We start from the raw sequence: 26,369 nt of genomic DNA, 5'->3' as shown, positions 1-26,369 counted from the left end.
CGGTTTATGCGACGCCATAAGTCGGAAATTTCGAGTCTGAACCCCCCATGAATACCCGTCAGATAACGCTTGCCAATCGATGGACCGCAACCTTTCAAAACATCGGCGAGTTTCGCATGGGCGTCGAGGGCTGGAGCTTGCTTCTACAGGGTCCGGATAACCAGACGATCAAATACTTCGCAGACCAGATTGTTCTAGCGAACGATGAGGACGGCCACCAAGCCAACACCTGCATCCTGCTGTCGGTCGATGGTGTTTACGGCTATTTGCGTACGGCCATAGACGGCGACTGGGTGATCGATTTTGCGCGAGGGATGATTGCCCCTCATCGAGTAACGATTCGCCACCATCACGACGCTTACGACGAGACCCTTGCGCTGTACGAGCAGCCCGCTTTCAAACGTGCGCGCCAGTACATCAGTGTTGTCGGAAAACACATCTATCTGACCTTTCCGCTAACCAGAGATGAGGACTTTCCCAATTTGTGGGAAGAATACTTGGCAATCCGCAAGCGCCAACTGGATGAGCTTTACTTCGCAACCTGATGAACGCATGGCTACATCCGGTACACATCCCAACCGTTTTACGTCCTCACATTTCTCCAGTGTCCGACCCTGCCAAATTAAGCTTCACCTAAGCTTCCCCCGCTAGCATCCCGTCTCATCAACCTGTCGTCTTGAGCCGTGATGAGTCCCTCCGACATGAAAGCCTTCGATTTACCCACCCAGCCGCAAGCCAACTTCAGCCTCGTGCTGGTCAATTACAAAACCCCGGACATCACCCGCATGTGTCTGGAGCTGTTGCGCGAGCATGTTCAGGCGCAGGGCATTGCAGTGTGGGTGGTGGATAACGATTCGGCGGATGCCAGCCTTGATTACCTGCGTTCGCTGGACTGGATCAATCTGATCGAGCGGCCGTCGCCGGGCAAGGAAATGGGGCATATTGCCCATGGCAAGGCGTTGGATCTGGCCTTGGCGAAAGTTGAGACCGATTACTTGTTTCTGCTGCACACCGACACCTTTGTCTACGACATGGAAGTGTTTGCGATGATGATGCGCGAATGCACGAAAAATGCGGACATGGCGGCGGTGGGTTGTGTTGAGCAACTTGATCGTGGGTTACTGCGTGATAGCTGGCGTTTAACTTCGCGGTTCTGCAAACATCATGTTCGTCGGCTCAAAGTTCATCTTGGCCTGCGTTCAAAACCGCCACGCCCGTATAAGGAAACGCATCTGAAAAGTTTCTGCACGCTGTGGAATGCGCGGCTGATGAAGTCGCTGGGTTTGCACTTCTGCATGGATGAGGAGGTACCTGGTTACACCCTGCAGGATCGAATGGTCGGGTTGGGCTATGGCGTCAGGTTTCTCTCGCCGCGGAAAATCTTCCGCTATCTGGATCACATCCAGGCCGGCACCGTAGCGGCGGCAGGCACGTACGGCAAGGATCACCGCCGTACGAAGATGTATCAGCAGACTCTGAAGCGCTTGCAAGGGCAGCAGGCCAAAGCCGGGATGCCAGCTGCGACATGATCGAAAACAATAAAAAAGGGCGACTTCAAAGTCGCCCTTTTTTGTATTTTGATTTTGCATACATCTGTCACGGTGGTGGAGTTCGCCCAGTGTTACGGCCTGGCAATCCTTGCACCGGTAAAGAGCCCTGACACTGGGCGAACGCGGAGGATTTTAATTCAATCCAATGCATATGTCGTCAGGTAGAAAGATGAAATTTTTGAACTGAAAAGTTAAAAACTGTGTTTATCGATTTTCCCCGAGAATTGTCCGACAAAAAACATTTATATGATTGTTCTCATACCTAAAGTTGTACAAGAACAATCAACTTGTAGAGCGATTACTCAACTATCGTGCTGACTAGTCACTTTCAGGATATCGGTGTAAGTGACAATAACGCTCTGCCCTACTTTCAAATCTTTCAATTTGGCTTGAATCTCCGGCTTCTTCACATCGAGCGTCTTCGATTGTCCGGACGGGTTTTCGAGGGTTACCTGATTGGTCTTCAAATCAATTTTGGTGATTTTCAGTTGCACCTGAACCTGCCGATAGGCCTCACCGCCCGGGTTGTCGCTGCCCGGCGCCTTGCGCAGTTCGCCGGTGCGTTCGGTGGTGCCTGGCAGACCTTTATCCACATCGGTGTCGAGATAAGCGGCGACAGACCGCTGTACCTCAATCTTTACCAAATCGCCCACCTTGAGATTGGCGAGGTTTTTCGCTTTGTCGCTGAGCTGAACGTGGACCTGACGACCCTCGGGGCCTTCCAGCACGACCTGGTGATTGGCCGGATCGACGGCAAGCACTTTGGCGGTTACTAAATCGGCCTCAACGGCGGCGGATAACGGAATATCGGCAGCCAAAGCGCCGAAACTGGCGGCAGAAAGCAGCGTTGCGAGAGTGATGGCCTTGGCCAGAGCGTCGAGCTTCATATGCATTACTTTCCCTGTGATGAAATGGCGACGCCCGCCGCCGAAGCAACTTCAGCAGCGGGCGTGCCAGTGAGCATAGACGCTGTTCAGGGCTTGACTTGGGTTTGTGGGCCGCGGGTATGTGACTTGGCGGTTTCCTGGGCGGTGGATTCGCCGCTTGCGGTGCCTTTGCCGCTGTCCTGCCGCTGCTTGGGATCGGTCGGGCGCAGGGCGTCGTTGTCGCGCTCGGTTTCGCCGGCCGGGCGCGGTTCGTCGGGGTTGTCGTTCTGATTGACGGTTGTATTCACGGCGGTAGTCCTCAGGCTTCGGGATCGTCAAGTTCGCGGGCGACGTTGACCTCAGGCGTTTGCTTGTGCAAATCGTCGGCCTTGGCGCGTAGCAACTGCCATTGCTCAAGATCGATCGCGCCTTGGCCGAGCAGGTCGTCGGCGATGCGCTGCAGATCGAAATAGTGAGCGTCGGGCGATTGCTGCCAAAGGGTCTGATCGTCGAACAGGCGTTGCCAGGTGTTGAGGTCTGGGAGTTGCACGTCGTCGCTCATGGGTGAGTCCGAAAATGGCGGGTTTCTGGGTAGAGCGTATTGGCGAAGGGAGAGTTCCGAGCGGTTTGATTAGTGGTGGCCTTGCTGACGCCATCGCTGGCAAGCCAGCTCCCACAGGGATCGGGTAAACCTGCTATTCATCGTTTTTTTTGAGATAGCCATCGCGAGCAGGCTCACTCCTACACGATCAAGATCAAGATCAAGATCAAGATCAAGATCAAGATCAAGATCAGAAGATCGCAGCCTTCGGCGGCTCCTACAGTTTCTGCGTTCGCCCTTGGGTCGAGTGTCAGCTCGCCTGCTTTTGATCTTGATCCACTAGCGACGTCGGAAGGCTGAGTGGAGGGATTGAGCCGGGCGTGGGAGCGCAGCGACCGTCTGGCGCAGCCAGACACAGCGGAAGGAGGTGCAGCGAAGCAAACCGGAGCCGCTGCGCCAGGATCGATCCCGCAGCGAAGGAACCCGAGCTTGCGAGGGCCGAACGCAGGAGCAAGCCTTTTGGGTTACCTTTTTGGCGTTTGAAAAAGGTGACCCGCCGTAAGGGCGGAACCCTAAGCAGCCGTTACCGCAGCAACGGATATGTACTCGGTCAAACATCCTCACAGCCTGACAAAAAGCCTTCGCGAGCAGGCTCGCTCCCACAGGGAAGAAAGCGGTGCCGCAGTTAATACCCGGTCATTTCCAGATAGCCCTGGCCAGGATGGCTGCCATCAATCTTCACCGGACCTTCCCAGTAAGGAATACGCAAATCCATCCACGCATTGCGATTGAGCGCATCAACGCTGATATCGAGTTTCTTGTCGGGAATGCGGATCGACCATTTCACCGGCATCGGTCGATCAGCCACCTTGGCCGTATCCTGAGGAACGAGGCTGATCTGCTCGCTGCGCAACGTCTGAATTTGCCCATCGGCGGCGATCCAGGTGCCGGTCAGATAAGGCGCGCCGTCCTTCTGCCGCATGCGGTAAAGCATCACATGTTCGCCACTGTCCAGATGCAGCGAAAACCAGTCCCAGCCAGTCTGATTGGCGGTCAGCGGTTGACTGCTCCACTCGCGATCGAGCCACGCCGGGCCGCTGACGGTATAGGTCTGACCGTCGATCTGCAGCGTGCCGCTGGCCTGGAAGAACGGCTGGCTGTAGTAATACGAAGCCTGGCCTTCTTCGGATTTCTGGCTGAAGCCCTTGTCACCCTGCAACACCAGCGGGCGGCTGGAGGTGAGGCGCAGTTGATAAGCGAAATTCTTGTCACGAGCACTGAGTTGCATATCGCGCAACGGATCCTGCGCCTGGCTGGCAAACATCCAGTCATCGATCCACGCTTCGAACGGCGCCAGGCGCACGCCGGCCTGGCCTACACCGCCCCGGGCGTAGCGCTCGGCGGCGTGGTGCACCGAGGGCGAAGTGACCGCCGCGTGGCCAAGCCAGATTGTCTGATTGCCCCAACCGGCCTGCTCAGCGACGGGTTTCAGGGCGCTGCGAAACAGCGTCCATTGCACGCCGAAATCATTGCCCTGCTGATCCTTGAGGTTGGCGGTGACGTACCACCACTCGATGCGAAAACCATCATGCGCGCCATGATCGGCCGGGAAGCTGAATACCCGACCGGGCACCACCGGGGTGAAGGATTGCGCCTGATCGCCCATGCCGGCAAAACCCTTCTCCTCGGGTGCAGGCTGATCGCAGCCACCGAGCAGCAGCGCAATCATCAGCACGAGCCATTTAGTCCTCATGGGCAAACGTCCTCAGCAAGTCCGCCGGTTGCGTGCGGTACAGCGAATACAGCGGCCATGCCGAAGCCAACAGAGTCGCCAGCAACGCCAGGCCCATCAGTTGCAACAACTGCAACGGAAACACCCGCAACGGCAAGCGCCAGCCGAATGCCTGCACATTGATCACCGCATCCAGGCACCATGCCAAAGCAATGCCCAGCGGCAGCGCCAACAGCAACGTCAATACGGCGAGCAGCCAGGTCTGGCCGAGGTTGAGCAGCATCAATTGTTTGCGCGTCACGCCCAGCGCCCACAGCGGTGCGAGTTGACTGAGGCGGCTCTGGCTCTGGGTCAGCAGGCTGATGAACAGCGCCACGCCAGCCACGGCCAAGGTCAGGCTGTTCAACGCCGCCGTCGCGGCAAAGGTGCGTTCGAACACTTGCACCGACCAGCCCTTGAGCCGCGCCTGATCGACGATGCGGCTGTCGTCCAGCTCAAAGCGCGCCTGCAACGCGTTGAGCAGCGCCGGAATCTGTGGCGGATCGATGCGCAGATTGAATCGGTTCGGCGTCAGTTGCGGCCAGCCGCGCAACAGGTGCTCACTGCTGATCAGCACATGCCCTTTCGGATTGCCGTAGTCGGCGTAGATGCCGACGATGCGCGGCGACCACGTGCCGTTCGGCGTGGGAATGTTCAGATGCTCGCCCGGCTTCACTTTCAGGCGACGCGCCAGTTGTTCGCTGAGCATCACCGCATCATCCGTGGCCAGTTTGGCCCACGGATCGCTGCCACTGCTGTCGAGCAACGGCCAGTGCTGGCGATAGTACGAGTGATCGATGATGCCGTAGACGTCGGCAGGCCAGCCTTGCAGCGTCACCGAGACTTGCCAGTTGGGCAGCACAGCGGTCACGTTGGGCTGCTGCTTGAGCCAACTGTGCATCTCGCGGGCCTGCGCCGGATTGGCCGGGTTGATGTACAGCTCGGCGCTCAAGCGTTGTTCGAGCCAGTCGTTGAAGGTCTGGCGAAAACCGGCGGTCATGCTGCCGGCGCCGATATTGGCGGCGAGCGCCAACAACAGCGCCATCAGCGCCAGACTCAGGGCCGGCAGTTGCTGGCGGCAATCAGCGAGAAACCATTGGCCAAGCACCGAACGACTGCGCCCGAGCAACGGGTTCAACAACGCGCTGAGCAGCACCGGCAAGGCCAGCGCGGCACCGAGCAACAACCCGGCCATGAGCACGAAGCCGCTGCTCAAGCTGTCGCCCCAGATCAGCGCCGCCAGCGCAATCGCAAGCAGTGCCGTCGCCAGCCAACCCTGTCGGCGCAACCACCGCGAATACTGTTGATGCCACGCCTGCGGATCAGCCACCGCCAGCAACGGCAGGCGCGCCGCCCGCAGCAGACTGTTGGCCCCGGCCAGCAAGGCGCCAAGCAGGCTCAGACCGATGCCGCTGAACCACCACCAGGGGCTCAGGCGCAACTGCCCCGCCACTTCCGCGCCATACAGACCGCGCAGACTCGCGGCGACGTCCGGCAGCAGCACGCTGGCCAGCCAATAGCCGCTGATCACACCGAACATTCCACCGATCAGCGCCAGCACACCCAGTTCAACCACCAGACACGCGATCAGCATTCGTGCACTGACGCCACAGGCACGCAACGTGCGCAGCAAACCTCGGCGCTGTTCCAGAGCAAGACCGATGGCGGCGTGGACGATGAACAGGCCGACCAGAAATGACAAAAATCCAAGGGCATCAAGATTGAGGTGAAAGCTCTCGGTCAGCCGCGCGAGATTGTTTTCTTCGCCGCTGCTTTTGAGCTGCAAGCGATCGGTGAAACTCGCTGGTAATTCTTGATGAAAGTCCTTGGGCAGCAGCAGTCGCGACAGTTGCTCAGGTTGTTCGAGCAGGCGTTGCGCTACGCCGATGTCGACCAGCAACAACCCCGGTGCCATGTCCTTCTGCGCGAGCAGCGGCGGCAGGGTTTGGCCGTTTACGGTTTGCGGTGTATCACCTTCGCGCAAGCCGAGCAGTTGCATCGTGTCCGGGGAAATCCAGGTGCTGCCCGGCGGGCTGAAAAATTCGACGATGCGCTCGATCGGCATCGCCTGCCCGGCTACCGCGGAATCCGACGGCAGCGACACCGGCTCGATGCCCATCACTTGAATGCGTTGATCTTCCTGGCCCTTGAGCGTCAGCCGGCCCTGCAACACCGGCGACACCGGCCAGCCCTGACGGCGCAATTCGATAAACCAGCGCTGGGGAAACAGTGCCCCATTTGGCGTGCTCAGGCTGGCCTGTGGTTCACCGCCGATCATCTGGCTGGCCCGCGCGTAGCTGTCGCGCGCCTGACTGTTCAGCGCCTCGACGCCGGTGAGCAGACTGGTGGCCAGCCACAGCCCGGTCAGCACACTGAAAAACTGCACGGGATGGCGCCGCCAGTGGCTGAGCAGCGCGCGCAGGGTTTGCCGCCAGATCATCAGGCGACCCGTCCGTTCGACAACACCACACGCTGAGCCAAACGCGCCGCAACGCGCTGACTGTGAGTGACCATCAACAAAGTCGTCGGCGTGTCATCGAGCAATTCCAGCAACAGCCGCAGCACCTCATCGCTGGTCGCTTCATCGAGGCTGCCGGTGGGTTCATCGGCCAACAGCAGTTTCGGCTGCGAGGCCAATGCTCGGCCCAATGCGACCCGCTGCTGCTGGCCGCCAGAGAGTTGCTCGGGATACCGCGAGAGCAGATCGCCCAGACCCAGGCGCTGCACCAGATGCGCTTGCCAGCGCGGCTCATGGCGCCCGGCGAGGCGCGCCTGAAAGGCCAGATTGTCTTCCACGCGCAGGCTGCCGATCAGGTTGAACTGCTGAAACACCAGACCGATTTCCGTACGCCGCCAGTTGGCCAGTTGCGCTTCGCTCATGGCTTCCAGGCGATGTTCGCCGCTGCGGATGCTGCCGCTGTCGACCTTGTCCAGCCCCGCCACCAGGTGCAGCAGCGTGCTTTTGCCACTGCCCGATTCGCCCATCAGCGCCAGGCTGCCACCGGCCTCCAGCGTCAGGTCAACGCCTTGCAGCACCGGCAACAATCCCTGTGGCGTGGCATAGCTTTTGAAAACGTCGCGAACCTCAAGCATGGGCAAACCCGATCAGTGAACCTGGGCCTAGGATAGCGGCCCTGAATGGTTTTTGTCCGCTGATGATCATCGCCAACGCCGGGACGCGCCCTACGCTGCTGGCTGTTCGGCCATAACGATAAAAAACCGGAGACACCCATGCCCCGTTTCATCCTGAGCCCGCGCGGCCTGCTGACCTGCCTGATCACCGCTTGCCTGAGCCAACCGTTGCTCGCTGCTGACGGTGCGGTGGCGCCGAGCATGCAAACCACCGCAAGCAACGCAGCCGTCCTGCAAACCCTGCCGTTCAGCGACCGCACCGATTTCGAATCCGTCAGCAAAGGCCTGATCGCACCGTTCAAGGGTCAGATCAAGGACGCTGCCGGCAAAGTCATCTGGAACGTCAATGCCTATGATTTCCTCGCCAAAGACAAGGCGCCAGAATCGGTCAATCCAAGCCTGTGGCGACTGGCACAGCTCAATGCCCACGCCGGTCTGTTCGAGGTCAGCCCCAAGCTCTATCAGGTACGCGGTCTCGACCTCGCCAACATGACCATCATCGAAGGTGACGACGGGCTGATCATCATCGATCCGCTGACCATGGCCGAAACCGCCAGGACGGCGCTGGACCTGTACTACGCCAATCGGCCGCGCAAACCGGTCGTCGCGGTGATCTACAGCCACACTCATGTCGATCATTTCGGCGGCGTGCGCGGGGTAATCGACGAGGCCGATGTCAAGTCCGGCAAGGTCAAGGTCTACGCGCCGGTCGGCTTCATGGAACACGTGATGAGCGAGAACGTCATGGCCGGCAACGCCATGAGCCGCCGCGCGCAGTACCAATTCGGCAGCCTGTTGCCGCGCAGTGAAAAAGGTCAGGTCGACGCTGGCCTCGGCAAGAGTGCGCCCAGCGGTGGCACGGTCACGCTGATCGCGCCTACCGACCTGATCGCCGAGCCGTTGGAAACTCGCACCATTGCTGGCCTGCAAGTCGAATTCCAGCTGACCCCGGGCACCGAAGCGCCAGCGGAGATGAACCTCTATCTGCCCGAATTGAAAGCCTTGTGCATGGCCGAAAACGCCACGCAGATGATGCACAACATCCTAACCCCGCGCGGTGCGCAGGTACGCGATGCCAAGGCCTGGTCGCAATACCTCGATGACAGCCTGGCGCGCTATGGCGACAAGGCCGACGTGCTGTTCGCCCAACACAACTGGCCGACCTGGGGCGGCGAGCGGATTCGTACTTTGCTCGCCGATCAGCGCGACATGTACGCCTTCATCAACGACCGCACCTTGCATTTGCTCAACCAGGGCCTGACGCCGCTGGAAATTGCCGAAGCAATCAAGAAACTGCCCGGCTCGCTCGATCAGAAGTGGTACACCCGCGGCTATTACGGCTCGCTGAGTTTCAATACGCGCGCGGTGTATCAGCGCTACATGGGTTTCTACGACGGCAACCCGGCCAACCTCAATCCGCTGCCGCCGGTGGATGCGGCGAAACGCTCGGTCGAGGCCATGGGCGGTGCCGCGTCGGTGCTGGAGAAAATGCGCAGCGCGATGGCCAGTGCGGACTACCGCTGGGCCGCGCAGTTGGGCAATCAGTTGCTGTTCGCCGATCCGGACAACGCCGACGCACGCAAGGCGCAGGCCGAGACGCTGGAACAACTGGGTTATCAAAGCGAGAACGCCACCTGGCGCAACATGTACCTGACCGGTGCGATGGAACTGCGCAACGGCGTGCCGCCGCAGTCAGCCAATACCGTGTCGGTGGATATGGTCCGGGCGATGAGTCCGGAAATGTTCTTCGACTACCTCGCGGTACGCCTGGACAGCGACAAAGCCGTGGCCCATGACCTGACGCTGAACTGGACGTTCGACGATGTGCAAAGGGATTTCACCCTGACCTTGCGCAACGGCGTGCTGACTCACCGCGCCGGTCTGAATCCGGCGGCGGATGCGAGGGTAAGCCTGAGCCGCGATACGCTGGAGAAGATCAGCCTGAAACAATTGGACTTCCCGACGGCGATGCAAAAAGGACTGGTGAAGTTGCAGGGCAATGGTCAGAAATTCGGATTATTGATGGGCAGCCTGGATACGTTCGGGCCGCAGTTCAATATCGTCACGCCGTAAGTCAAAAGCCCCTCACCCTAGCCTCTCCCAAGGGAGAGGGGACTGACCGCATTGGATGTACGAGATACGCCGACGTGGGATACCGAGTTGAATGCAATTTTGAATAACACGCACATCAGCTCCCATGAGTCATAAGCCCCCTTCCCGGAGGGAGAGGGGACTGACTGTGTTGGATGTACGAGATATGCCGACGTGGGATACCGAGTTGAACTCAGATTCCGAACGCCATGAAGATCGGCTCCCTTTCCCCCTCGCCCCCTTGGGGGAGAGGGCTGGGGTGAGGGGGTAAATCTTGCTGGCACCCTCAATAACGATCAATCACCTCAATCCTTCTTTCAACAAACCTGCCCCGGATTCAACCGAAACTGCTTCGGCGTAATCCCGAACTGTTTACGAAACGCGCGGATAAAGTTGCTCGGCTGGCGATACCCCAGCCGCTCGGCGATCCGCTCGATCGGTTGGTCGCCCGCCGTCAGCCAGTGCCGCGCCATTGTCAGATTATCCTGGCGTGCTGGTATGCAGGTTTCAGCGTGCCAGTGACGCAGCATGCTCTGGTGCAGAAACGGGTTGGCGCCCAGCAAGGCCTGATCGAGGCTATATCGCGGCAAGGTCAGGCACAGCTGCTCGCCCCGCTCCACCGCAATGCCCACTTCACGCAGCCAGCCACCGGCCATTTGCGCCGGGCGCAGACTCACACTCACGAAGAGGTCTCCGGGCGCCCTGCCCAATCGACGGGCAATATTGCGCACCAGCGTTATCGCCGCCGCGTCCAGAGCGAAATGATGCAGCTGCCCCTGCGGCGAACGCAGGTGTATATGAGCCAATTCGCCCGCCTCGACCAACTCCACCGCGACGTAGTTGATCACCTGCGGCAAGCAGTCGATGAAGCACTGCAGGCTGGCGCGCAAGGTCGCCGCCGAGTCGAGCAGGATATTCAGCCCTTGCAGGCAATCGGTCGCCATCCCGTCGGCCAGTTCACAGCCAAACGTCGGCGCTACCCCTGACCATTCACACTCACGCCACAACTGTTCAACCGCTTGTGCGGCGATCAATTGATGCTGCCCGGCGAGCACTGACGGGCAGATCCCCACCCGCGCCATCAAGCGTTGCGGGCACAGCCCGGACTGGCGAGCATGCGCGAGAATCGTGCGGGTAAACGCGCTGGAGGCGAACAGAGACTGAGACATGAAGGCGCGCCATCGAAGAACAGGCGTGTACTTATGCCAGCGGACGTGCTATCGATCCAATGCATTAAAAGTATCCGCAAAATGCAGGAGACGCATGATGGATCTTCGCCAGCTTCGCCACTTGGTCGCCCTCGCTGATTACCGCAACTTCGGTCGCGCCGCCGAGGCGATCAACCTTAGCCAACCGGCGTTCAGCCGCAGCATCCAGACGCTTGAGCGCGACCTTGACTGTGAGCTGGTCGAGCGCAGCAGCCGTGAATTTCGCCTGACCGGGCAAGGCGAACTGGTGCTGCAACATGCGCGGCGCCTGCTCGCCGGCAGTCAGGCACTGCACAACGAATTGACGCAATACAACGGCCTCACCGGCGGTGAACTGCAATTTGGTTGCGGCCCGTATCCGGCACAGGTGCTGGTGCCGGAAGCGCTGGCCGATTTCATTCAGGCGCACCCGGCAATTCGCACGCGCTTTCATCAGGGCGACTGGCAGCAATTGACGCTGTGGTTGCGCGAGCAGCAGATCGAGTTTTTCGTCGCGGACGCGCGGCACTTTGTCAGCGATCCACAGTATCAGGTGCACCTGCTGCGCACGCGGCCGGGACGGTTTTTCTGCCGCGCCGGCCATCCGCTCGTCACGCAAGCAAAGCTGCGCTTGCGCGCCCTGCTCGACTACCCGATCGTCGGCACACGCATTCCACCGATGATTCGCAAGGTGCTCGCCGATATCCTCGGGGAATCCGACTTCACCCCGAGCGTCGAGTGCGCGCAATTCGACGCCATCCAGCGCGTGGTCCTGCGCTCCGATGCCGTGGGGCTGGCCACGCTGGAGGCCTTGCGTGAGCAGCTCGACGCAGGCCTGATCGAGTTGCTCGATTTTGTCGACGTGCCGCATGACGAAGCGGCGCTGCAATTGGGTTACGGGGTCGTCAGCCGCGCCGGCTATACCCTGACGCCGGCCGCGCGGGCGATGATCGAAGCGATCCTCAGCGTCGATCAGCGGTTGCTGGCGGCTAACGGAGCGACGGGAGACGCGCACACAACATGAGCAAAACCCATCCGCAATCCGTCAACGCTTTTTACGCGCCGACCTTGCTGCCGGCCATTGAAGAATTGCTCGCGCGCGGCATTAGCCAAGGCGCCATCGAAGCACAACTGCGCCGCAGCCTGTTCGATCTGCGCACGCCGTTCACGCGCATGCCGCTGCTGATGTCGCGGCGCTTCTGGGCGTTTGCCGTGGAACAGAGCGGGGATCCACTGATCGGTCTGGCGGCGGGTGAACGCTTCGTTTCGACGGCCACCAATGGACTGACCTATCTGTTCGATGTCGCCGTGTCGCTGGAACGTGCCTGTGAGTTTTTCGCCGAGTACTTTGCGTTTTTCAACGGACATTTCCATGTGCAAATCCTGCGTGAAGATGACGGCGTAACACTGCGTCTGGTCGAAGCCGGGAGTCTTGATGCTCCGGCGGCGCTGACCGATTACATCCTCGTCAGCCTGTGCAGCCTGGTGCGACGCAAGTTGCTCGCCAGCGGCGTGCCCGGTGATCCGGTGCTGGGTGTGGCACTGGCATCGGCAAGCCGCGAGCAGCATCAATCGGCATTGCGCACCCCGGTGAGCGCAGAGCGGTCATGGGCGGCGATTCATCTGGATCCGCAGCTGTTCGTGATGCCGTTGACACCGGGCAATCCGGCATTGGAAACAACGCTTGTCGATCTGCTGGAACAGACTCGCCGTCACAGCGAGTCGACTCTGCTCGGACAGCTCAGCGATTATCTGATCGAAGATCTGGCGACGGCGGACTGGCCACAATTCTGCGCCGCGCAGCATGTGCTCGAGCGCACGGCGGCAAGGCGTTTGAAGGCGTTGGGCTGGACTTTCAGCGAACTGCTCGATGAGCATCGGCGCAATCGGGCCGAGGACCTGTTGCAGTCCGGGGCGCTGGAGCTGGTCGAAGTGGCGGATCGGTTGGGTTACAGCGATGTGCAGGGATTCAATCGGGCTTTCGCGCGCTGGCTGGGCTGCGCGCCTGGGGAGTATCGGGCGCGGTTCAACAAGGGTTGAGACTGTCGCAGCCTGACCCGACTTGTTCGCGAGCAGGCTCGCTCCCACCCTGGAATGCAATCCCCTGTTGGAGCGAGCCTGCTCGCGAAGAGGCCCGCCCGAGCAACCCAAAACTCACTGCCCCGCAGCCACACTCGCCGGCGCCCGCTCAGGCGTAACGATGCTGCCCAGATCGATATGCTTCCACTCAGGCTTGGCCCCCAACCGTGCATTGAAGCGGTAGTTGAAGGTGAACTCATCCGCCGTCGGCACGCTCAGCGGTTTGCCATATACCGCTTCAATCCCCGCCAGGTCATAACCCATCACCTGCAACAGCGTCGGGAAGATGTTGTAGTGGCTGGAGCGGTCCTTGTTTACCGGCAGATTCGCCGCCCAGTCCGGCGTCTGCAATCCACGGCCCTGGATCACCACCAACGGCACCAGCCCCTCCTCTTCCACCGGGTCGCCACCGCAATGGGTATTCAAGCCCGGGTTGCCGCGCTCGTGCAGATCCTGGCCATGATCGGAGGTGTAGATCAGCAGCGCGTTGTTCAGGTTGGCCTGGGCAAACACCCTGGCGAAGAACTCGCCGACGTTCCACAACAGCGTGTTCTTGTAGGCGTTGCGATACAGCACCCAGTCATCCGGCTGGCCATTGAAACCGGCGCGTTCGCCAGTGTCGGCGACTTCCGTGAATTGCCCGCGTGGCAGCGTTGGCCGGTAAGCCATGAACGCATCGGGGTATTTGTCATGCACTGGAAAATGCGCGCCAACCTTGTTGATCACGATCAGCTCGGCGTGATGGTCGTTGAGCAGTTCGATCAGCTTCGCCGCTGCCGCCATGTCGCGGTCGCGCACGCTGGTCTGGTCGAATTGCACGAAACTGTCGATGTCGTTTTTCTCGGCGGCGGTCATCAGGTTCTGCAGGTTGCCGGCGGTGCGCTGGGCGTCGATGTACACCGTGCCGAGCCCGGCCTTTTTTGCGTACTGCCAGATCGACGGCTGCGTGCTGTTGATGCGCCGGTAATCGGCGCGGGTGCCGCCGTAGCGCAAGGTGACATTGGTGTCGGCGCTGCAATTGGCAATCGACGCCGCATAACCGAAGTTGAAGACATCGACCCCGGCCGGCGCTTGCTTGAGGTTGCTGTGCACGCCGAACGGCGCATTGATGTCGAGGTAATTGCCGGAAATGCTTTCGTCGATGATCAGCACGATGTCGTGGCCGACGGCAGGCGCGGCACGTGCGAGCGTCACTGGTTCACGCGGGCCTACGGTGTCTTGCAGCGCTTCATAGGCAAACAGGTTCAGGTAGGCCAAAGGCGTGTACATGATCGGCAGGCCCCGGGCGCCCTCTCCCGCGCGTAAAAACAGTAGAGCGCTGAGCATCAACACGCCGGCGATGGGTGCCGCGACCCGCAACGCGTTCGGTATGACCAGCGCATGACGCGGCTTGAGCCCGATGCCAAACAACAGCAGCAAGCCATTGAGCACCGCGCGCAAAATCGCGTCGCGGTATTGATACGCCGCTTCCTGAATGAACCCACCCGAATACACCAGCGAGACAAAATCGCTATACCTCAAGTAATCCGCGGTGACCCGGGTGTAGACATCAAAAAAAACCGCAGCAGCAAACAGCGTTAATGCGAATGCATGTCGAACAAGAGCCTGCCTTATATAGGCAGTCAGATATAGCGCTAAAGTAAGCGCCAAAAACATCGCGCCAAAAACAAGTGCATTGAAACCCCACCCGATAGCATTTAACCGCTCCAGGTAATAGTCGGAATACAACAGCAAAAAGACAACTAAGAGTAGTTCTTTGGCATATCGGAACATGGCGATACCGGGCGTGCGAAAGGGCGGGATGTCAAAGCTTTGTCGGTCAGAACCTGACACTAGCACTCGGCCTCAAAAGCGCAAGAATTGACTGATAGCCGGATTAAGCGTCAAAAAAACGGTGCCTCAAATCTGACACACCAAATCGCTAAAAGCCTTTAAAACCAATACTTTCGACCGCTTGTCGCTTACTTTAAATCTGAACAAATCTGTAAAAAAACAACAATTTCAATCGCAGCAATGACTTGATGGCCAATCGCCAAAAACGTCTCAAGTGTTATACCCGCGCAACATGTCATTTTGCTGACACGCTTTTCCAACCCTGCGCTATACCCCTTTAACAATCTCATTCCGTAGTTAACTTTTCTGGTTTTATTGAGGTGCGTAGATGGACGTGAGCGTATTTGGCACTGGCTATGTCGGACTTATACAAGCCGCTGCACTTGCCGATGTCGGCCATCGGGTTTTATGCATTGATATTGACCCGAACAAGATCAAACAACTGCAACAAGCGGTGCCGCCAATCAGTGAGCCAGGCCTGTCCGCGACACTTGAAGAAAACATCAAGGCCGGGCGTCTATCGTTCAGTACCCAGGCCAGCGATGCGGTAACCCACGCCGAGCTGATTTTCATCGCCGTCGGCACCCCGGCGGACGAGGATGGCTCCGCCGACCTCAGTCATGTGCTCAACGTCGCCCGGCAGATTGCCGGCCTGATGGAGGCTGATCGCACGTTGATCATCAAATCCACGGTGCCGGTCGGGACCGCCGACCAGGTTCTGGCCACGGCCACCAGCGAATTGCTGTTGCGCGGCAAAACCGAGCTGCAGGTGCGCGTGGTATCCAACCCGGAATTTCTCAAGGAAGGCAGCGCCCTCGCCGACTGCATGCGCCCGGACCGGATCATCATCGGCACCCGCGACGACGCTGCCCGCGAGCAGATGAGCGAGCTGTACGCGCCGTTCTGCCGCAACCACGAAAAACTGATGTTCATGGACAACCGCAGCGCCGAGCTGACCAAGTACGCGGCCAACGCGATGCTCGCCACCCGCATCAGTTTCATGAACGAACTGGCCAACCTCACCGAACTGCTCGGCGCCGACATCGAAGCGGTGCGCAAAGGCATCGGCTCCGACCCGCGCATCGGCTACCACTTCATTTATCCGGGCTGCGGCTTCGGTGGCTCGTGCTTTCCCAAGGATCTGCGGGCCTTGCTGCACACCGCCGAACACAACGGCATGCCGTTGAAACTGCTGCGCAGCGTCACCGACGTCAACGATAGCCAGCGGCACATCCTGTTCAGCAAATTGCGCGCGCAGTTTCCGCAAGGCCTGGCCGGCAAATCCATTGCGGTCTGGGGCTTGGCGTTCAAACCGAACACCGACGACATGCGCGAAGCCCCCAGCCGCTATCTGATGGACGCGTTGTGGGCCGAAGGCGCCAGCGTGCAGGCCTACGATCCGGAAGCCATGTCCGAGTGCCGGCGCATTTACGGTTACCGCAACGACCTGCACCTGTGCGCCACCCGCGACGACACCCTCGAAGACGCCGATGCGCTGGTGATCTGCACCGAGTGGAAAAACTTCCGCGTGGTCGATTTCGAACTGCTCGCCGAGAAGCTGCGGTCGAAGGTGATCATCGATGGCCGCAACCTGTACAACCCGGAACAGGTTGCCGCCGCCGGCCTGCACTACAGCGGTATCGGTCTGCGCCACATCGCCCCTGAAGGGCTGCGGCCATGAAGATTCTGGTGACCGGTGCCGCCGGTTTCATTGGTGCCCATTGCGTCCTGCGCTTGCTGCGCGACGGGCATTCGGTGGTCGGCCTGGACAATTTCAACCACTACTACGACCCGCAGCTCAAGCACGATCGCGTGCAGTGGGTGCGCGAGCAGGTCGGCGATTTTCCGCTGGCCACGGTGGATCTGGCCCACGCTTCGGCCATCGACGCGCTGTTTGCCCGCGAACAACCACAGGTCGTTATCCACTTGGCCGCGCAGGCCGGGGTGCGTTATTCGCTGGACAATCCACGGGCGTATCTGGACAGCAATCTCAACGGTTTCCTGAACATTCTCGAGAGCTGCCGGCATCACCCGGTCGAGCATTTGATCTACGCCTCGTCGAGTTCGGTTTACGGCGCCAATCAGCACACGCCTTACTCAGTCAAGAATGGCGTCAACCATCCGCTATCGCTGTACGCCGCGACCAAAAAAGCCAATGAACTGATGGCGCACAGCTACAGCCATCTGTTCGGCATTCCCTGCACCGGCCTGCGTTTTTTCACCGTGTACGGACCTTGGGGCCGGCCGGACATGTCGCCGATCCAGTTCGCCCGGGCGATCAGCGAAGGCGAGCCGCTGAAGCTGTTCAATTACGGCGAGCACCAGCGCGACTTCACCTACATCGACGACATCATCGAAAGCATCGCGCGCCTGATCAATCAGCCACCGCAAGCCAATCCGCAGTGGGATCGCGAACAGCCCGATCCGGCCAGCAGCATGGCGCCGTGGCGCCTGTTCAACATCGGCGGACAGCAACCGGTGGCGCTGAAAACCTATCTCGCACTGATGGAAAAACACCTCGATCGCAAAGCCATTGTCGAGCTGCTGCCGCTGCAACCGGGCGACGTGCTCAACACCTGCGCCGAAGCCAGCGATCTGGCCGAGGCCACCGGATTCCAGCCCCGGATAGAACTGGATGAAGGACTGGGCCGCTTCATCGCCTGGTTCCGCGACTACTACCCCACTGCCCGTGCGCCGCTTGCGGCTGATTGAATGCGGAGGACGCCATGACTGGACATGAAAGAAGTGTGTCGATTGCACAGATGCGCCCTGACAAGCGCGTCGACCCGGAACATCGCATGCGCCTCGACGCAGCGATCCACCGTCAGGGTCGCGGCTGGCTCAGCGGCCGCGATGGCGGCCGCCCATGGCAGCTTTCGCGGACCAACCGGGTGGTCGCCTGCCTCGGTGCGCTGACGATTCTCGTGCTGATTTCGCCAGTGCTGCTGGGTCTGGCCCTGGCCATCAAGTTCACCAGCCCGGGGCCGGTGCTGTTCGTGCAGAAACGCACCGGTTATCGCGGGCGCAAGTTCGGCATGTTCAAGTTCCGCACCATGGTCAGCAACGCCGAAGAACTCAAAGAGTCGCTGCGCCACCTGAACAAGCACGGCGCGGACGCCATCGACTTCAAGATCGACAAGGACCCGCGCGTCACCGGCATCGGCAGTTTTCTGCGGCGCACCAGCCTCGATGAGCTGCCGAATCTGATCAACGTAGTGACCGGCGACATGCGCCTGGTCGGCCCTCGTCCGACCTCGTTCAACGCTTACCGCTACAAGGACAATCACCTCGCGCGTCTGGCGATCTACCCCGGCATGACCGGTCTGTGGCAGATCTCCGGACGCAGCAACATCGACTTCGACCAGCGCGTTGAGTTGGACCTCAGCTACATCGCCGAGCAGAGCCTTCTGCTTGATCTGAAGATTCTGTTGAAAACCCCCTTCAAAGTATTCAGCGGCCACGGAGCAAGCTAATGGACGGTTCAACCAATAAAAGCCTGAGCATCGCCAGCCCCAGCGAATCGAATCTGACTTCGACCGTGCTGGATCTCGATCTGCGCATTCTGTTCCTGACCGCCGCCAACCCCGGCGCCGGCACCACCACCAGCGCGCTGGCACTGGCCAGTCAACTGGCGCAGATGAGCAGCGGCCAGGTGCTGCTGGTCGATGCCAGCCAGTCGGCGAACAACCTCACCCAGCAGATGAACCTCGGCAAGGAGCGCGGCCTGCGCGACCTGCTGTTCAACCCGGGCAACCCGCCGCTGTTGCAGGACTGCGTGGTGCAGGTCTCGAGCCTGCCCTTCCATGTGCTGCCCAACGGCCGGCCGATCCGCACGCTGGAACACCTGACCGCCGAGCGCCTGAGCCCGTTGCTCGACCAGTTGGGCAGCCAGTACCGCTTTGTGGTGATCGACGGCGACGCAGTGTATTCCGCCGCCGACACGCTGGTCATCAGCACTCAGGTCGACGGCGTGGTGTTTGTCGTGCGCGCCGAAGACACCCGCTGGGAAGTCGCCCAAGCCGCTGTGCAACGCCTGACTCAGGCCGGGGCGAAAGTGGTCGGCAGCGTGTTCAACCGGCGCAAGTACTACATGCCCAAATGGCTTTACAAAAACCTGTAAGCGAACGCAAAGGATGACGCCATGAACGCCAGAATGCTTGTCCTGCTGTTGCTGCCGCTTGCGGGCTGCACCAGCACTTCCGAGACCCGCAACATGCCGGTGAATATCCTCACCGCCACGCCGGCCAACGCCCAGGCCACCGATATGCCGCGGGTCGAACAGACCCTGCGCCCGAAAGACGTGCTGGATGTGATCTTTCACATCAGCACCAGCGGTTCGGACGCTTACCGCGTGCAATCAGGTGACCAGATCGGCCTGAATTTCACCGCCGCCAGCCAGCTCAACGGCACGCAACTGGTGCTGCCCGACGGCACCATCGAACTGCCGGGCGCCAACACCTCAGTGAAAATCGCCGGACTGACCAGCGAAGAAGCCCGTCAGGAAATCCAGCGTGCGTATGAGCGCAAGCAACTGTTCCAGCCCAACCGCAATCAGCTCTCGGTACAGATTCTCAGCCCGCTGAGCAACGAGCAGAACCTCAAAAGCGCGTTGAATCATCCGGCCACCGGCATGAGCCGCGAGATCACCGTCGGCACCGATGGCTACGCGAGTTTTCCGGAAATCGGCGCCGTGCCGCTGCAAGGCATGACCGTCAATCAGCTGGAAACCTTCCTCAATCAGAGATACGCGCAACTGCCGGGGCGAATGACCGTGGACGTGCTGCTCAAGTCCACCGCCGGCAACGAGATCTACGTGCTCGGCGAAGTCGCTCAGCCAGGCTCCTACCCTATCCGCCGGCCAGTGTCGGTACTTGAGGCGCTGACCCTGGCGCGCGGCACCAACGTCAAGGCGCGGCTGGATTCGGTGGTGATCATGCGGCGCAACGGCAATCAGGTGCAGGCGATGAACTACGACGTCGAGAAAGCACTGTCCGGGGACGCGCCACAAATCGCCTATCTGCAGCCGGATGACATGCTCTACGTGCCAAAAACCAAACTGGCCAGCGCCGGCGAACTCGCCCGCCAACTGGCTGATGTGGTGCTGTTCCAGGGCGTCGGTTTCAGCTTCGGCTACCGCGTCGACAACAAAGGCAGTGACAACTGACTCTCAGGTGACCGACATGAACCCAAAAGAAAATTACCTGCACGAGTTCTTCAGGATTTTCTTCGCCAACAAGCAAACGGTGAAGCGCATTTTCCTGACCTTTGCAGTGATCGCCCTGCTCCTGCCGTTGCTGCTCAAACAGAGCTTCGATATCACCGCGCAGGTCATCGTGCAGTCGAAAAAACTCTCTCAGGGCGACGCGACCACCTCGCTGACCCAGGACAACGCCACCTTCATTCCGCCATCGCTGGCGGACATGGAAACCGAGAGCAACATCCTCCGTTCGCCGGCGCTGATCCGTCAGACCATCAGCGAACTGCGCGACAAGGGTCAGTACAACCCGCCGCCGGGGGTGCTCAGCAAACTGGCTGGCGAGCCGTTCAAGCGTTACGTCAGCACGCCACTGCGCGAATACGTGGTCAATCCGCTGCGTGATGCGCTGGGCATGCAAACCGATCCGGTGCGCGACACGGTACTGGACGGCTTGACCCAGGAGGCCATCGACAATCTGAAGATCGAAACCTTGCCGGGTTCCAACGTGATCTCGATCGTCTACAGCTTCCCCGATCCGGCCCAGGGCACAACGTTTGTTGCCGCGTTGCTGCAGAACTACCTGGTCGATCGTCAGGCGCTGCAGTCAATCGAGCTGCCGCATTCGTTCTACGAGACCAAGAAGCATCAATATCAGGTGCGGCTCGATGGCCTGGAAGGCGCGCGACTGGGGCTGCTGGAAAGCGTCGGTTCTTCCGACCCGAAAGAGGAAATCACCTTTCGCCTCAACGCGATCAACACCGAAGAGCAGGCACTCAACCTGTATCGCGATCGCTTGCTGCAGAGCCAACGCTGGCTCGATTACCTGAAAACCAGCCTGGCGGCGGCCAACTCCAACAAACTCAACGACTACACCTTCCCGTTCACCTTCACCACGACGGTGGACAACATTGCGTTCGAAGACCGCGAGATCAGGCAGATGGGCGAGGCGCTGACCACTCAGGTCAGCCGCTATATGAATGACCTGGCGGTATTTCAGCCCGGTAGCGAACCGATGTTGCTGGCCCGCGAGCAAATTGCCCGCACCCGCCAGCAGTTCCTCAAAGTGGTCAACAACCGCATCCAGGAACGCACGATCGACCTGTCGGTGGTGAGCCAGGTAATCGAACAGAAAACCGCGCGCATTGCCGAGTTCAAGAATCGCATCCATCAGTTGCAGCAGACCCAAAGCAAGCTGCGTCAGATGGACACCGAGATCGGCGCGTTGCACGCAGCGTTTTCCACCTATGCGCAACGCTTTGCCGAAAGCAGCACGACACGCGCTTTGGACAATGACTTGTCCAATGCCCGGGTGTTGAGTCCACCGTATGAACCGACCGAGGCGGCCTTTCCCAAGCCGATGCTGATCATTCCATTCGGGCTGTTCACCGGGCTTCTGCTGGCAATAGCGTTCGTCTACGTGCGTGAGTTCTTCGACCATCGCTTCAAGCATCCGGCGCAAATCAGCCATGAACTGGGCGTGCCAGTGTTGTTGGTGCTCAACGAAGAAACGTCGCAGCCGGGCAATCCGCACAAGAACTGGACCATGCCAAGCCTGGTTCACTGGGTGCGCAATTGAACGCGGTGTCCACCCCAATCGTCGCCCTGCCGATCATTCACTTGCTCAGCAGCGGCGGCTTCTACGGCGCCGAGCGGATGTTGCTGGATCATTGCCTGGCCACGCCGGGGCAGCACCAGGTGCTGTTCCTCGACGCGCCGCCAGAATTGATCTCGCGCTTTCGCGAGGCCGGGGTGGACGCTCGCGCTTGTGCCGGGCTCGGCGAATTGCTGCGGCACTTGCGTCAGCGCCGTGGCGACAAGCCGTTGCTCAACACCCACAACTTCAAAGGGCTGCTGTTCGGCTGGGTTGGCGCCACGCTGTTGCGCCTGCCGCTGGTGATTACTCAGCACGGCTTCACGCCGCGCAGTCGCAAGCAGAAGTTCTACACCTGGCTGAGCCTGCAACTGTGCCGCACGGCGTCGGTGAAACGGGTGGTCTGCGTGGCGCACAGCATCGCCACGCTGCACCTTGAGGCCAGCGTGCGTGCGGAGAAGTTGCAGGTGATTCCCAACGGTCTGCCAGCGGCGCCAGCGATGCCGCCGTTGGCAGAGCGGCAACGCTGGCTGGCCGGTTACGTCGGTCGCTTGAGCAGCGAAAAAGGCCCGGATCTGTTTCTTGATGCGCTGATCGGCCTGTGTCACCAGCATCCGCAACTGGACGCGGTGATGCTCGGCGACGGCCCGGAACGCGAAGCCTTGCTGGCGCGCATCGACGCTGCCGGTTTGCAGCAGCGGATTCGCCTGCCGGGCTACCAGACGGCGATGCAAGGCTGGTGGCAGCAACTCGATGCGCTGGTGATCAGCTCGCGCACCGAGGGCACGCCGATGATTCTGCTCGAAGCGATGCAGGCCGGCGTGCCGGTGGTGGCGTTCGCGGTCGGCGGTATTCCCGATGTGTTGCAGGACCGCCACAACGGCCTGCTCGCAGCGCCGACGGATACCGTCGCCCTCGCCCGCCAGCTCGACACACTGCTGGCCGAACCGAAGCTGGCCGCGCAGCTGCGCGACAACGCCAGACGCACCCAACAGGAACACTACGACCTCAAGGCTCTGGCCGAACGCTGGTCGCAGCTGTACATCCAAACGGCACGGGAGACACGCGCATGATTTTCCCGCTCTCGATCGTCAGTCTGTTCGCCCTGGTCAGCCTCGGTCTGCTGGCCAGTCCCTGGCCGTATCTGGCACCGGGGGCGGTGATTGGCCTGGTCGGTTTCACCGTCCTCTACCGCAAGCCGACCTGGGGCCTGCTCGGCATTGCCGCGCTGGTACCGTTCGAAGGGTTCTTCAAGGACAGCTCGGTGTCGGGCAGCAAGTTGCTCGGCGCCTCGCTGGCAGTGATCGTGATGCTGCAACTGGCGCTGCACCAGATTCCGTCGCAACGCCTGCGCAGCAATCTGTGGCGCTACCTGATCGGTTTCATGGCGCTGTACCTGCTGAGCCTGTTCGCCAGCGACAATCTGGGCATGTCGCAAACTCATCTGCGTGAACTGAGCGTGGGTCTGGTCCTGTTCGTGATCACCCTGTTGATTGGCCGTGAGTTGAATCTGGATCTGTTCGCCCGACTGGTCACGCTCAGTGTCAGCGCGACCTGCGCGATGGCGATGTTTTCCAGCCGATTCCAGGACAAGGGCCGCGCCGCCGGCCTGCTCGAAGACCCGAATGCCTTTGCCCTGCTGATCGCTTTCGCCGTGCCGCTGGGCCTGCTGCTGGTGATTCGCAGCCCGAACCTGCTGCACCGTTTGTTCTGGGCTGGTTGCTGCCTGTTGTTGCTCGGCGGCATGACCAAAACCGAGTCGCGCTCGGGGCTGGTGGTACTGGCGTTGAGTCTGGCAATCGGAGTCTGGCACTACCGCCAGCAGTTGACCCGCATTCGTCCGCGGCATTTCGGCTTCGCCATGCTCGGTGCTGCGATCATCCTTCCGCTGGCGATTTACGCGATGCCGGCCGGTTATCTGGCACGCATCCAGTCACTGAGCATCCTCAGCGCCGGGGCCAAGGCCCAGGACGAATCCCTCGGCCGTCGCGCCTCCTACATTGTCGTTGGCAGCCAGATCATTCGCGAGCATCCGCTGCTCGGCTCCGGCCCTGGCACCTTCCCGCTGCACTACGCGACCACCGGTTATGCCAAGGCGTTCTCGGCCAACCGCAAGATCGGCGACCTGTATCGCCGGGCGCATAACACTTATCTGGAGATCTTCAGCGAACTGGGGATTCCCGCCGGCCTGCTGTTTGTCGGCATGCTGGTACAGGGTTTCTACAACCTGATCCGCGCACGACGCACGTGGCTGCAACGGCGCGAGTGGCAGCACGCAGGCATGGTTACCCATCTGGGCATGAGCTTTCTGTCGTTGACGTTGTTCCTGATGTTCCTTAGTGCGCCGAACCTGAAATACCTGTGGATCATGCTGGCGCTGACCTGGGTGCTGCGCCTGAAAGCCGAGCAGCCAGCGCTGCCGGAGGCCAAAGCATGAGCCGGATCAGCATTGTCATTCCGATGTACAACGAAGCGCGGCACATCGGCCGTACCCTGCTGGCGGCCAGCAAGGCCGCGCACGCAGCCGACATCGACTGTGAATTGATAGTCGTCGACAACGGCTCCACCGACGAGGGGCCGCAGATCGCCCGCGCATTCGGCGCGCAGGTCCTGCTGCTGCCCGGCCTGCTGATCGGCGCCTTGCGCAATCGTGGCGCAACGGTTGCCCGCGGTGAATGGCTGGCGTTCATCGATGCCGATATCGAGATGCCCGAAGACTGGCTGAAGCAGATGTTTGCTTTGGCTACGGACGACCAGGGCGACGTCTTCGGCCTCGACCTGCACACCCCTGCCGCCGCGCCATGGTTCGCCGCCGCGTGGCAGCGCCGCTCGTTGCGGCCGTCGAGCCGTGCCACGCGCACTGTGCAATGGCTGCCCAGTGCCAACCTGCTGATGCGCAAGCAGTGGTTCGACAAGGTCGGCGGATTCAACGAAACCCTGCGCACCGGCGAGGACAAGGAATACACCCTGCGTCTGCACAGGCACGGTGCTCGCCTGCTGTCGGTCAATACCAGCGTCGCTCTGCATTGGGGCTACGAAATGACCTGGCGCGAATGGGTCGGCAAGGAACTGTGGCGTCAGGGCAGTCATCTGCAACTGCTCCGAGCCCACGGCATGAGCTTGCGTCTGCTGCGGTTTCCGCTGCTCTCGTTACTGGTGTGGCTGCTTGATGCTCTGGCGATTCTTGCGTTGCTGGGCGGCCACGCGCAGCAGGCGTTGCTGCTGCTGATGGCGGGCCTGCTGCCCAGTCTGCTGCTCAGCCTGCGGCAAAGCATTCGCCAGCATCACCTCAGCCTGACCTTGCAACTCTGGGGCCTGCACTGGGTGCGTCTGCACCTGGCGAGCGCGGCATTGATTCTCGGTCTGTGTCATTGGAATGCCAGGAGGCCTGCCCGTGGCTGAACTCATTTTTTGCCTGTGCCTGTTGTTGCCAGCGTACGCCTACATCGGCTATCCGCTGCTGCTGACCTTGCTCGCGCCACTGTTCCCGGCCTGGCGACATGCTCCCGCACCGCCGCTGAACGTCAGCATCGTGATTGCCGCGCACAACGAGGCACGCCATATCGAGCACAAGCTGCGCACGCTGCTGGCTCAGGACTATCAGCCGGCCGCGTTGCAGATCATTCTGGCCAGCGATGGTTCGACCGATGACACCGTGGCTTGCGCGCACAAAGTGATTGATCCGCGCATCACCGTGCTCGACCTGCCGCGTCAGGGCAAAGCCGCCACGCTGAATGCCGGCGCGGCCCTGAGCAGCGGCGACATTCTGGTGTTCACCGATGCCGACAACCAGTGGTCGCGCGACACCCTCGGCCACTTGCTCGCGCCCTTGAGCGATCCGCAGGTCGGCGCCTGCGCCGGGCACATGGTGATCCCGGTTACCGGTGGCGGCCTGAGCGTCGGCGACAGCCTGTATCGGCATTACGAAGGCTGGTTGCGCCGGGTCGAGAATCGCACCGGCTGCATGGTCTCCGCCGACGGCGCCCTGCTCGCCTTGCGCCGCGAGCTATTCCAGAACGTGCCGACGGAGGTCAACGACGATTTCTTCATCAGTACCTGCGCTCCGGTGGCGCATAAACGCATCGTCTACGTGCCCGAGGCGCAGGTGATCGATCAGGGCGTCGACGAAGCGGACAAGCAATGGCGTCGCCGCCAGCGGGTCACCGTCGGTGGCCTGCAGAGCCTGGCGCAACGCCGTGAACTGCTCAATCCCTTCAAGCACGGCCTGTATTCGATCGCGTTAATCAGCCACAAACTGATTCGTCGCCTGGCGCCGGTGCTGTTGCTGCCGCTGCTGCTGAGCAATTTCTGGCTGTGGAACCAGCACGGCTTCTACCGCCTCAGCCTGGTCGCGCAATTGCTCGGTTACGCGATTGCCATCGCCGGCCTGCTGGATTCGCAACACCGTTTACCGAAACCGTTCCGCCTTGCGGCATTCCTGCTGGTGACGCTGGCAGGCATGAGCGTCGGCCTGTGGCAGTTCCTGCGCGGGCAACGTTACGCACAGTGGAATCCTGATCAGAATCGTTGA

General features: G+C 60.6%; 23 protein-coding genes. 15 read left to right on the top strand and 8 right to left on the bottom strand.

Annotated elements, in window-relative coordinates:
* The first annotated feature begins 47 nt into the window (after positions 1 to 47).
* Positions 48 to 545, top strand: coding sequence for a hypothetical protein (locus PS14A_RS09420; protein ID WP_130911649.1), 498 nt, complete (start codon positions 48 to 50; stop codon positions 543 to 545).
* A gap of 156 nt (positions 546 to 701) precedes the next feature.
* Entirely contained in the window at positions 702 to 1,529 is an 828-nt protein-coding gene (locus PS14A_RS09415; protein ID WP_212616073.1) for a glycosyltransferase, read from the top strand.
* Positions 1,530 to 1,852: 323 nt separating this feature from the next.
* Here PS14A_RS09415 and PS14A_RS09410 read toward each other — a convergent pair whose 3' ends face one another.
* From PS14A_RS09410 to PS14A_RS09385, 6 genes are all read right to left on the bottom strand, one after another.
* A complete protein-coding gene (locus tag PS14A_RS09410) occupies positions 1,853 to 2,437 on the bottom strand; it encodes a hypothetical protein (protein ID WP_212615904.1) in 585 nt (194 codons plus the stop codon).
* Between the two features lie 86 nt (positions 2,438 to 2,523).
* Positions 2,524 to 2,724: a hypothetical protein gene (locus PS14A_RS09405; protein ID WP_212615902.1), complete on the bottom strand. Its 201-nt coding sequence runs from the start codon at positions 2,722 to 2,724 to the stop codon at positions 2,524 to 2,526.
* 11 nt (positions 2,725 to 2,735) lie between these two features.
* Positions 2,736 to 2,978 (bottom strand): hypothetical protein, encoded by a 243-nt coding sequence (locus PS14A_RS09400; protein ID WP_130909480.1) that lies wholly within the window; start codon positions 2,976 to 2,978, stop codon positions 2,736 to 2,738.
* Between the two features lie 664 nt (positions 2,979 to 3,642).
* On the bottom strand, positions 3,643 to 4,710 hold the full coding sequence (locus PS14A_RS09395) for a lipocalin-like domain-containing protein (protein ID WP_212615900.1): 1,068 nt from the start codon (positions 4,708 to 4,710) through the stop codon (positions 3,643 to 3,645).
* Positions 4,700 to 7,171 (bottom strand): ABC transporter permease, encoded by a 2,472-nt coding sequence (locus tag PS14A_RS09390; protein ID WP_212616072.1) that lies wholly within the window; start codon positions 7,169 to 7,171, stop codon positions 4,700 to 4,702. The genes PS14A_RS09395 and PS14A_RS09390 overlap by 11 nt, the downstream gene beginning before the upstream one ends.
* Entirely contained in the window at positions 7,168 to 7,821 is a 654-nt protein-coding gene (locus tag PS14A_RS09385) for an ABC transporter ATP-binding protein (RefSeq protein WP_016774109.1), read from the bottom strand. Before PS14A_RS09385 ends, PS14A_RS09390 begins: the two co-directional genes overlap by 4 nt.
* 138 nt (positions 7,822 to 7,959) lie before the next feature.
* Between PS14A_RS09385 and PS14A_RS09380 the strand changes: the two genes are divergently transcribed.
* Positions 7,960 to 9,933 (top strand): alkyl sulfatase dimerization domain-containing protein, encoded by a 1,974-nt coding sequence (locus PS14A_RS09380; RefSeq protein WP_212615898.1) that lies wholly within the window; start codon positions 7,960 to 7,962, stop codon positions 9,931 to 9,933.
* Between the two features lie 335 nt (positions 9,934 to 10,268).
* Here PS14A_RS09380 and PS14A_RS09375 read toward each other — a convergent pair whose 3' ends face one another.
* The gene (locus PS14A_RS09375) at positions 10,269 to 11,120 is read right to left on the bottom strand and encodes an AraC family transcriptional regulator (RefSeq protein ID WP_212615890.1); all 852 of its coding nucleotides are present in this window, start codon (positions 11,118 to 11,120) and stop codon (positions 10,269 to 10,271) included.
* Positions 11,121 to 11,217: 97 nt separating this feature from the next.
* Between PS14A_RS09375 and PS14A_RS09370 the strand changes: the two genes are divergently transcribed.
* Together PS14A_RS09370 and PS14A_RS09365 are read left to right on the top strand one after the other, a co-directional pair.
* Complete coding sequence (locus PS14A_RS09370) at positions 11,218 to 12,162, top strand: LysR family transcriptional regulator (RefSeq protein WP_212615889.1); 945 nt, start codon at positions 11,218 to 11,220, stop codon at positions 12,160 to 12,162.
* Positions 12,159 to 13,178 carry an AraC family transcriptional regulator gene (locus PS14A_RS09365; RefSeq protein WP_212615887.1) on the top strand — a complete coding sequence of 340 codons (1,020 nt, stop codon included), beginning with the start codon at positions 12,159 to 12,161 and terminating at the stop codon, positions 13,176 to 13,178. The genes PS14A_RS09370 and PS14A_RS09365 overlap by 4 nt, the downstream gene beginning before the upstream one ends.
* Before the next feature lie 114 nt (positions 13,179 to 13,292).
* Here the strand turns inward: PS14A_RS09365 and PS14A_RS09360 are convergent, their stop codons facing one another.
* On the bottom strand, positions 13,293 to 14,990 hold the full coding sequence (locus PS14A_RS09360; RefSeq protein WP_212615879.1) for a sulfatase-like hydrolase/transferase: 1,698 nt from the start codon (positions 14,988 to 14,990) through the stop codon (positions 13,293 to 13,295).
* A gap of 388 nt (positions 14,991 to 15,378) precedes the next feature.
* On the opposite strand from PS14A_RS09360, the gene PS14A_RS09355 reads away from it, so the two are divergent.
* Genes PS14A_RS09355 through PS14A_RS09310 form a run of 10 tightly spaced genes read left to right on the top strand, consistent with a single transcriptional unit; the run spans position 15,379 to position 26,369 of the window.
* Positions 15,379 to 16,731 (top strand): UDP-glucose/GDP-mannose dehydrogenase family protein, encoded by a 1,353-nt coding sequence (locus PS14A_RS09355; RefSeq protein WP_137216092.1) that lies wholly within the window; start codon positions 15,379 to 15,381, stop codon positions 16,729 to 16,731.
* On the top strand, positions 16,728 to 17,762 hold the full coding sequence (locus PS14A_RS09350; protein WP_212615877.1) for an NAD-dependent epimerase: 1,035 nt from the start codon (positions 16,728 to 16,730) through the stop codon (positions 17,760 to 17,762). The genes PS14A_RS09355 and PS14A_RS09350 overlap by 4 nt, the downstream gene beginning before the upstream one ends.
* Positions 17,763 to 17,776: 14 nt before the next feature.
* Positions 17,777 to 18,523: a sugar transferase gene (locus PS14A_RS09345; RefSeq protein WP_110646483.1), complete on the top strand. Its 747-nt coding sequence runs from the start codon at positions 17,777 to 17,779 to the stop codon at positions 18,521 to 18,523.
* Positions 18,523 to 19,170: a CpsD/CapB family tyrosine-protein kinase gene (locus PS14A_RS09340; protein WP_024012451.1), complete on the top strand. Its 648-nt coding sequence runs from the start codon at positions 18,523 to 18,525 to the stop codon at positions 19,168 to 19,170. Before PS14A_RS09345 ends, PS14A_RS09340 begins: the two co-directional genes overlap by 1 nt.
* Positions 19,171 to 19,191: 21 nt before the next feature.
* Positions 19,192 to 20,214 carry a polysaccharide biosynthesis/export family protein gene (locus tag PS14A_RS09335; protein WP_130909491.1) on the top strand — a complete coding sequence of 341 codons (1,023 nt, stop codon included), beginning with the start codon at positions 19,192 to 19,194 and terminating at the stop codon, positions 20,212 to 20,214.
* A gap of 16 nt (positions 20,215 to 20,230) precedes the next feature.
* Complete coding sequence (locus PS14A_RS09330) at positions 20,231 to 21,823, top strand: Wzz/FepE/Etk N-terminal domain-containing protein (RefSeq protein ID WP_130909492.1); 1,593 nt, start codon at positions 20,231 to 20,233, stop codon at positions 21,821 to 21,823.
* Entirely contained in the window at positions 21,820 to 22,911 is a 1,092-nt protein-coding gene (locus PS14A_RS09325; protein WP_212615875.1) for a glycosyltransferase family 4 protein, read from the top strand. The genes PS14A_RS09330 and PS14A_RS09325 overlap by 4 nt, the downstream gene beginning before the upstream one ends.
* Positions 22,908 to 24,275: an O-antigen ligase family protein gene (locus PS14A_RS09320; protein ID WP_212615873.1), complete on the top strand. Its 1,368-nt coding sequence runs from the start codon at positions 22,908 to 22,910 to the stop codon at positions 24,273 to 24,275. The genes PS14A_RS09325 and PS14A_RS09320 overlap by 4 nt, the downstream gene beginning before the upstream one ends.
* Complete coding sequence (locus PS14A_RS09315) at positions 24,272 to 25,240, top strand: glycosyltransferase (protein WP_212615871.1); 969 nt, start codon at positions 24,272 to 24,274, stop codon at positions 25,238 to 25,240. The genes PS14A_RS09320 and PS14A_RS09315 overlap by 4 nt, the downstream gene beginning before the upstream one ends.
* Positions 25,233 to 26,369: a glycosyltransferase gene (locus PS14A_RS09310; RefSeq protein ID WP_212615869.1), complete on the top strand. Its 1,137-nt coding sequence runs from the start codon at positions 25,233 to 25,235 to the stop codon at positions 26,367 to 26,369. The genes PS14A_RS09315 and PS14A_RS09310 overlap by 8 nt, the downstream gene beginning before the upstream one ends.

It is taken from the genome of Pseudomonas sp. 14A, from assembly GCF_018132745.1.
Taxonomy (GTDB): Bacteria; Pseudomonadota; Gammaproteobacteria; order Pseudomonadales; family Pseudomonadaceae; genus Aquipseudomonas; species Aquipseudomonas mercuritolerans.
This window is presented reverse-complemented; position numbering and strand designations above follow the sequence as displayed.

Excerpts from the sequence above, each read along its gene's own strand:
- PS14A_RS09420 (WP_130911649.1), top strand. The coding sequence starts at position 48 with ATGAATACCCGTCAGATAACGCTTGCCAATCGATGGACCGCAACCTTT.
- PS14A_RS09415 (WP_212616073.1), top strand. The coding sequence starts at position 702 with ATGAAAGCCTTCGATTTACCCACCCAGCCGCAAGCCAACTTCAGCCTC.
- PS14A_RS09410 (WP_212615904.1), bottom strand. The coding sequence starts at position 2,437 with ATGAAGCTCGACGCTCTGGCCAAGGCCATCACTCTCGCAACGCTGCTT.
- PS14A_RS09400 (WP_130909480.1), bottom strand. The coding sequence starts at position 2,978 with ATGAGCGACGACGTGCAACTCCCAGACCTCAACACCTGGCAACGCCTG.
- PS14A_RS09395 (WP_212615900.1), bottom strand. The coding sequence starts at position 4,710 with ATGAGGACTAAATGGCTCGTGCTGATGATTGCGCTGCTGCTCGGTGGC.
- PS14A_RS09385 (WP_016774109.1), bottom strand. The coding sequence starts at position 7,821 with ATGCTTGAGGTTCGCGACGTTTTCAAAAGCTATGCCACGCCACAGGGA.
- PS14A_RS09380 (WP_212615898.1), top strand. The coding sequence starts at position 7,960 with ATGCCCCGTTTCATCCTGAGCCCGCGCGGCCTGCTGACCTGCCTGATC.
- PS14A_RS09375 (WP_212615890.1), bottom strand. The coding sequence starts at position 11,120 with ATGTCTCAGTCTCTGTTCGCCTCCAGCGCGTTTACCCGCACGATTCTC.
- PS14A_RS09370 (WP_212615889.1), top strand. The coding sequence starts at position 11,218 with ATGGATCTTCGCCAGCTTCGCCACTTGGTCGCCCTCGCTGATTACCGC.
- PS14A_RS09365 (WP_212615887.1), top strand. The coding sequence starts at position 12,159 with ATGAGCAAAACCCATCCGCAATCCGTCAACGCTTTTTACGCGCCGACC.
- PS14A_RS09360 (WP_212615879.1), bottom strand. The coding sequence starts at position 14,990 with ATGTTCCGATATGCCAAAGAACTACTCTTAGTTGTCTTTTTGCTGTTG.
- PS14A_RS09355 (WP_137216092.1), top strand. The coding sequence starts at position 15,379 with ATGGACGTGAGCGTATTTGGCACTGGCTATGTCGGACTTATACAAGCC.
- PS14A_RS09350 (WP_212615877.1), top strand. The coding sequence starts at position 16,728 with ATGAAGATTCTGGTGACCGGTGCCGCCGGTTTCATTGGTGCCCATTGC.
- PS14A_RS09345 (WP_110646483.1), top strand. The coding sequence starts at position 17,777 with ATGACTGGACATGAAAGAAGTGTGTCGATTGCACAGATGCGCCCTGAC.
- PS14A_RS09340 (WP_024012451.1), top strand. The coding sequence starts at position 18,523 with ATGGACGGTTCAACCAATAAAAGCCTGAGCATCGCCAGCCCCAGCGAA.
- PS14A_RS09335 (WP_130909491.1), top strand. The coding sequence starts at position 19,192 with ATGAACGCCAGAATGCTTGTCCTGCTGTTGCTGCCGCTTGCGGGCTGC.
- PS14A_RS09330 (WP_130909492.1), top strand. The coding sequence starts at position 20,231 with ATGAACCCAAAAGAAAATTACCTGCACGAGTTCTTCAGGATTTTCTTC.
- PS14A_RS09320 (WP_212615873.1), top strand. The coding sequence starts at position 22,908 with ATGATTTTCCCGCTCTCGATCGTCAGTCTGTTCGCCCTGGTCAGCCTC.
- PS14A_RS09315 (WP_212615871.1), top strand. The coding sequence starts at position 24,272 with ATGAGCCGGATCAGCATTGTCATTCCGATGTACAACGAAGCGCGGCAC.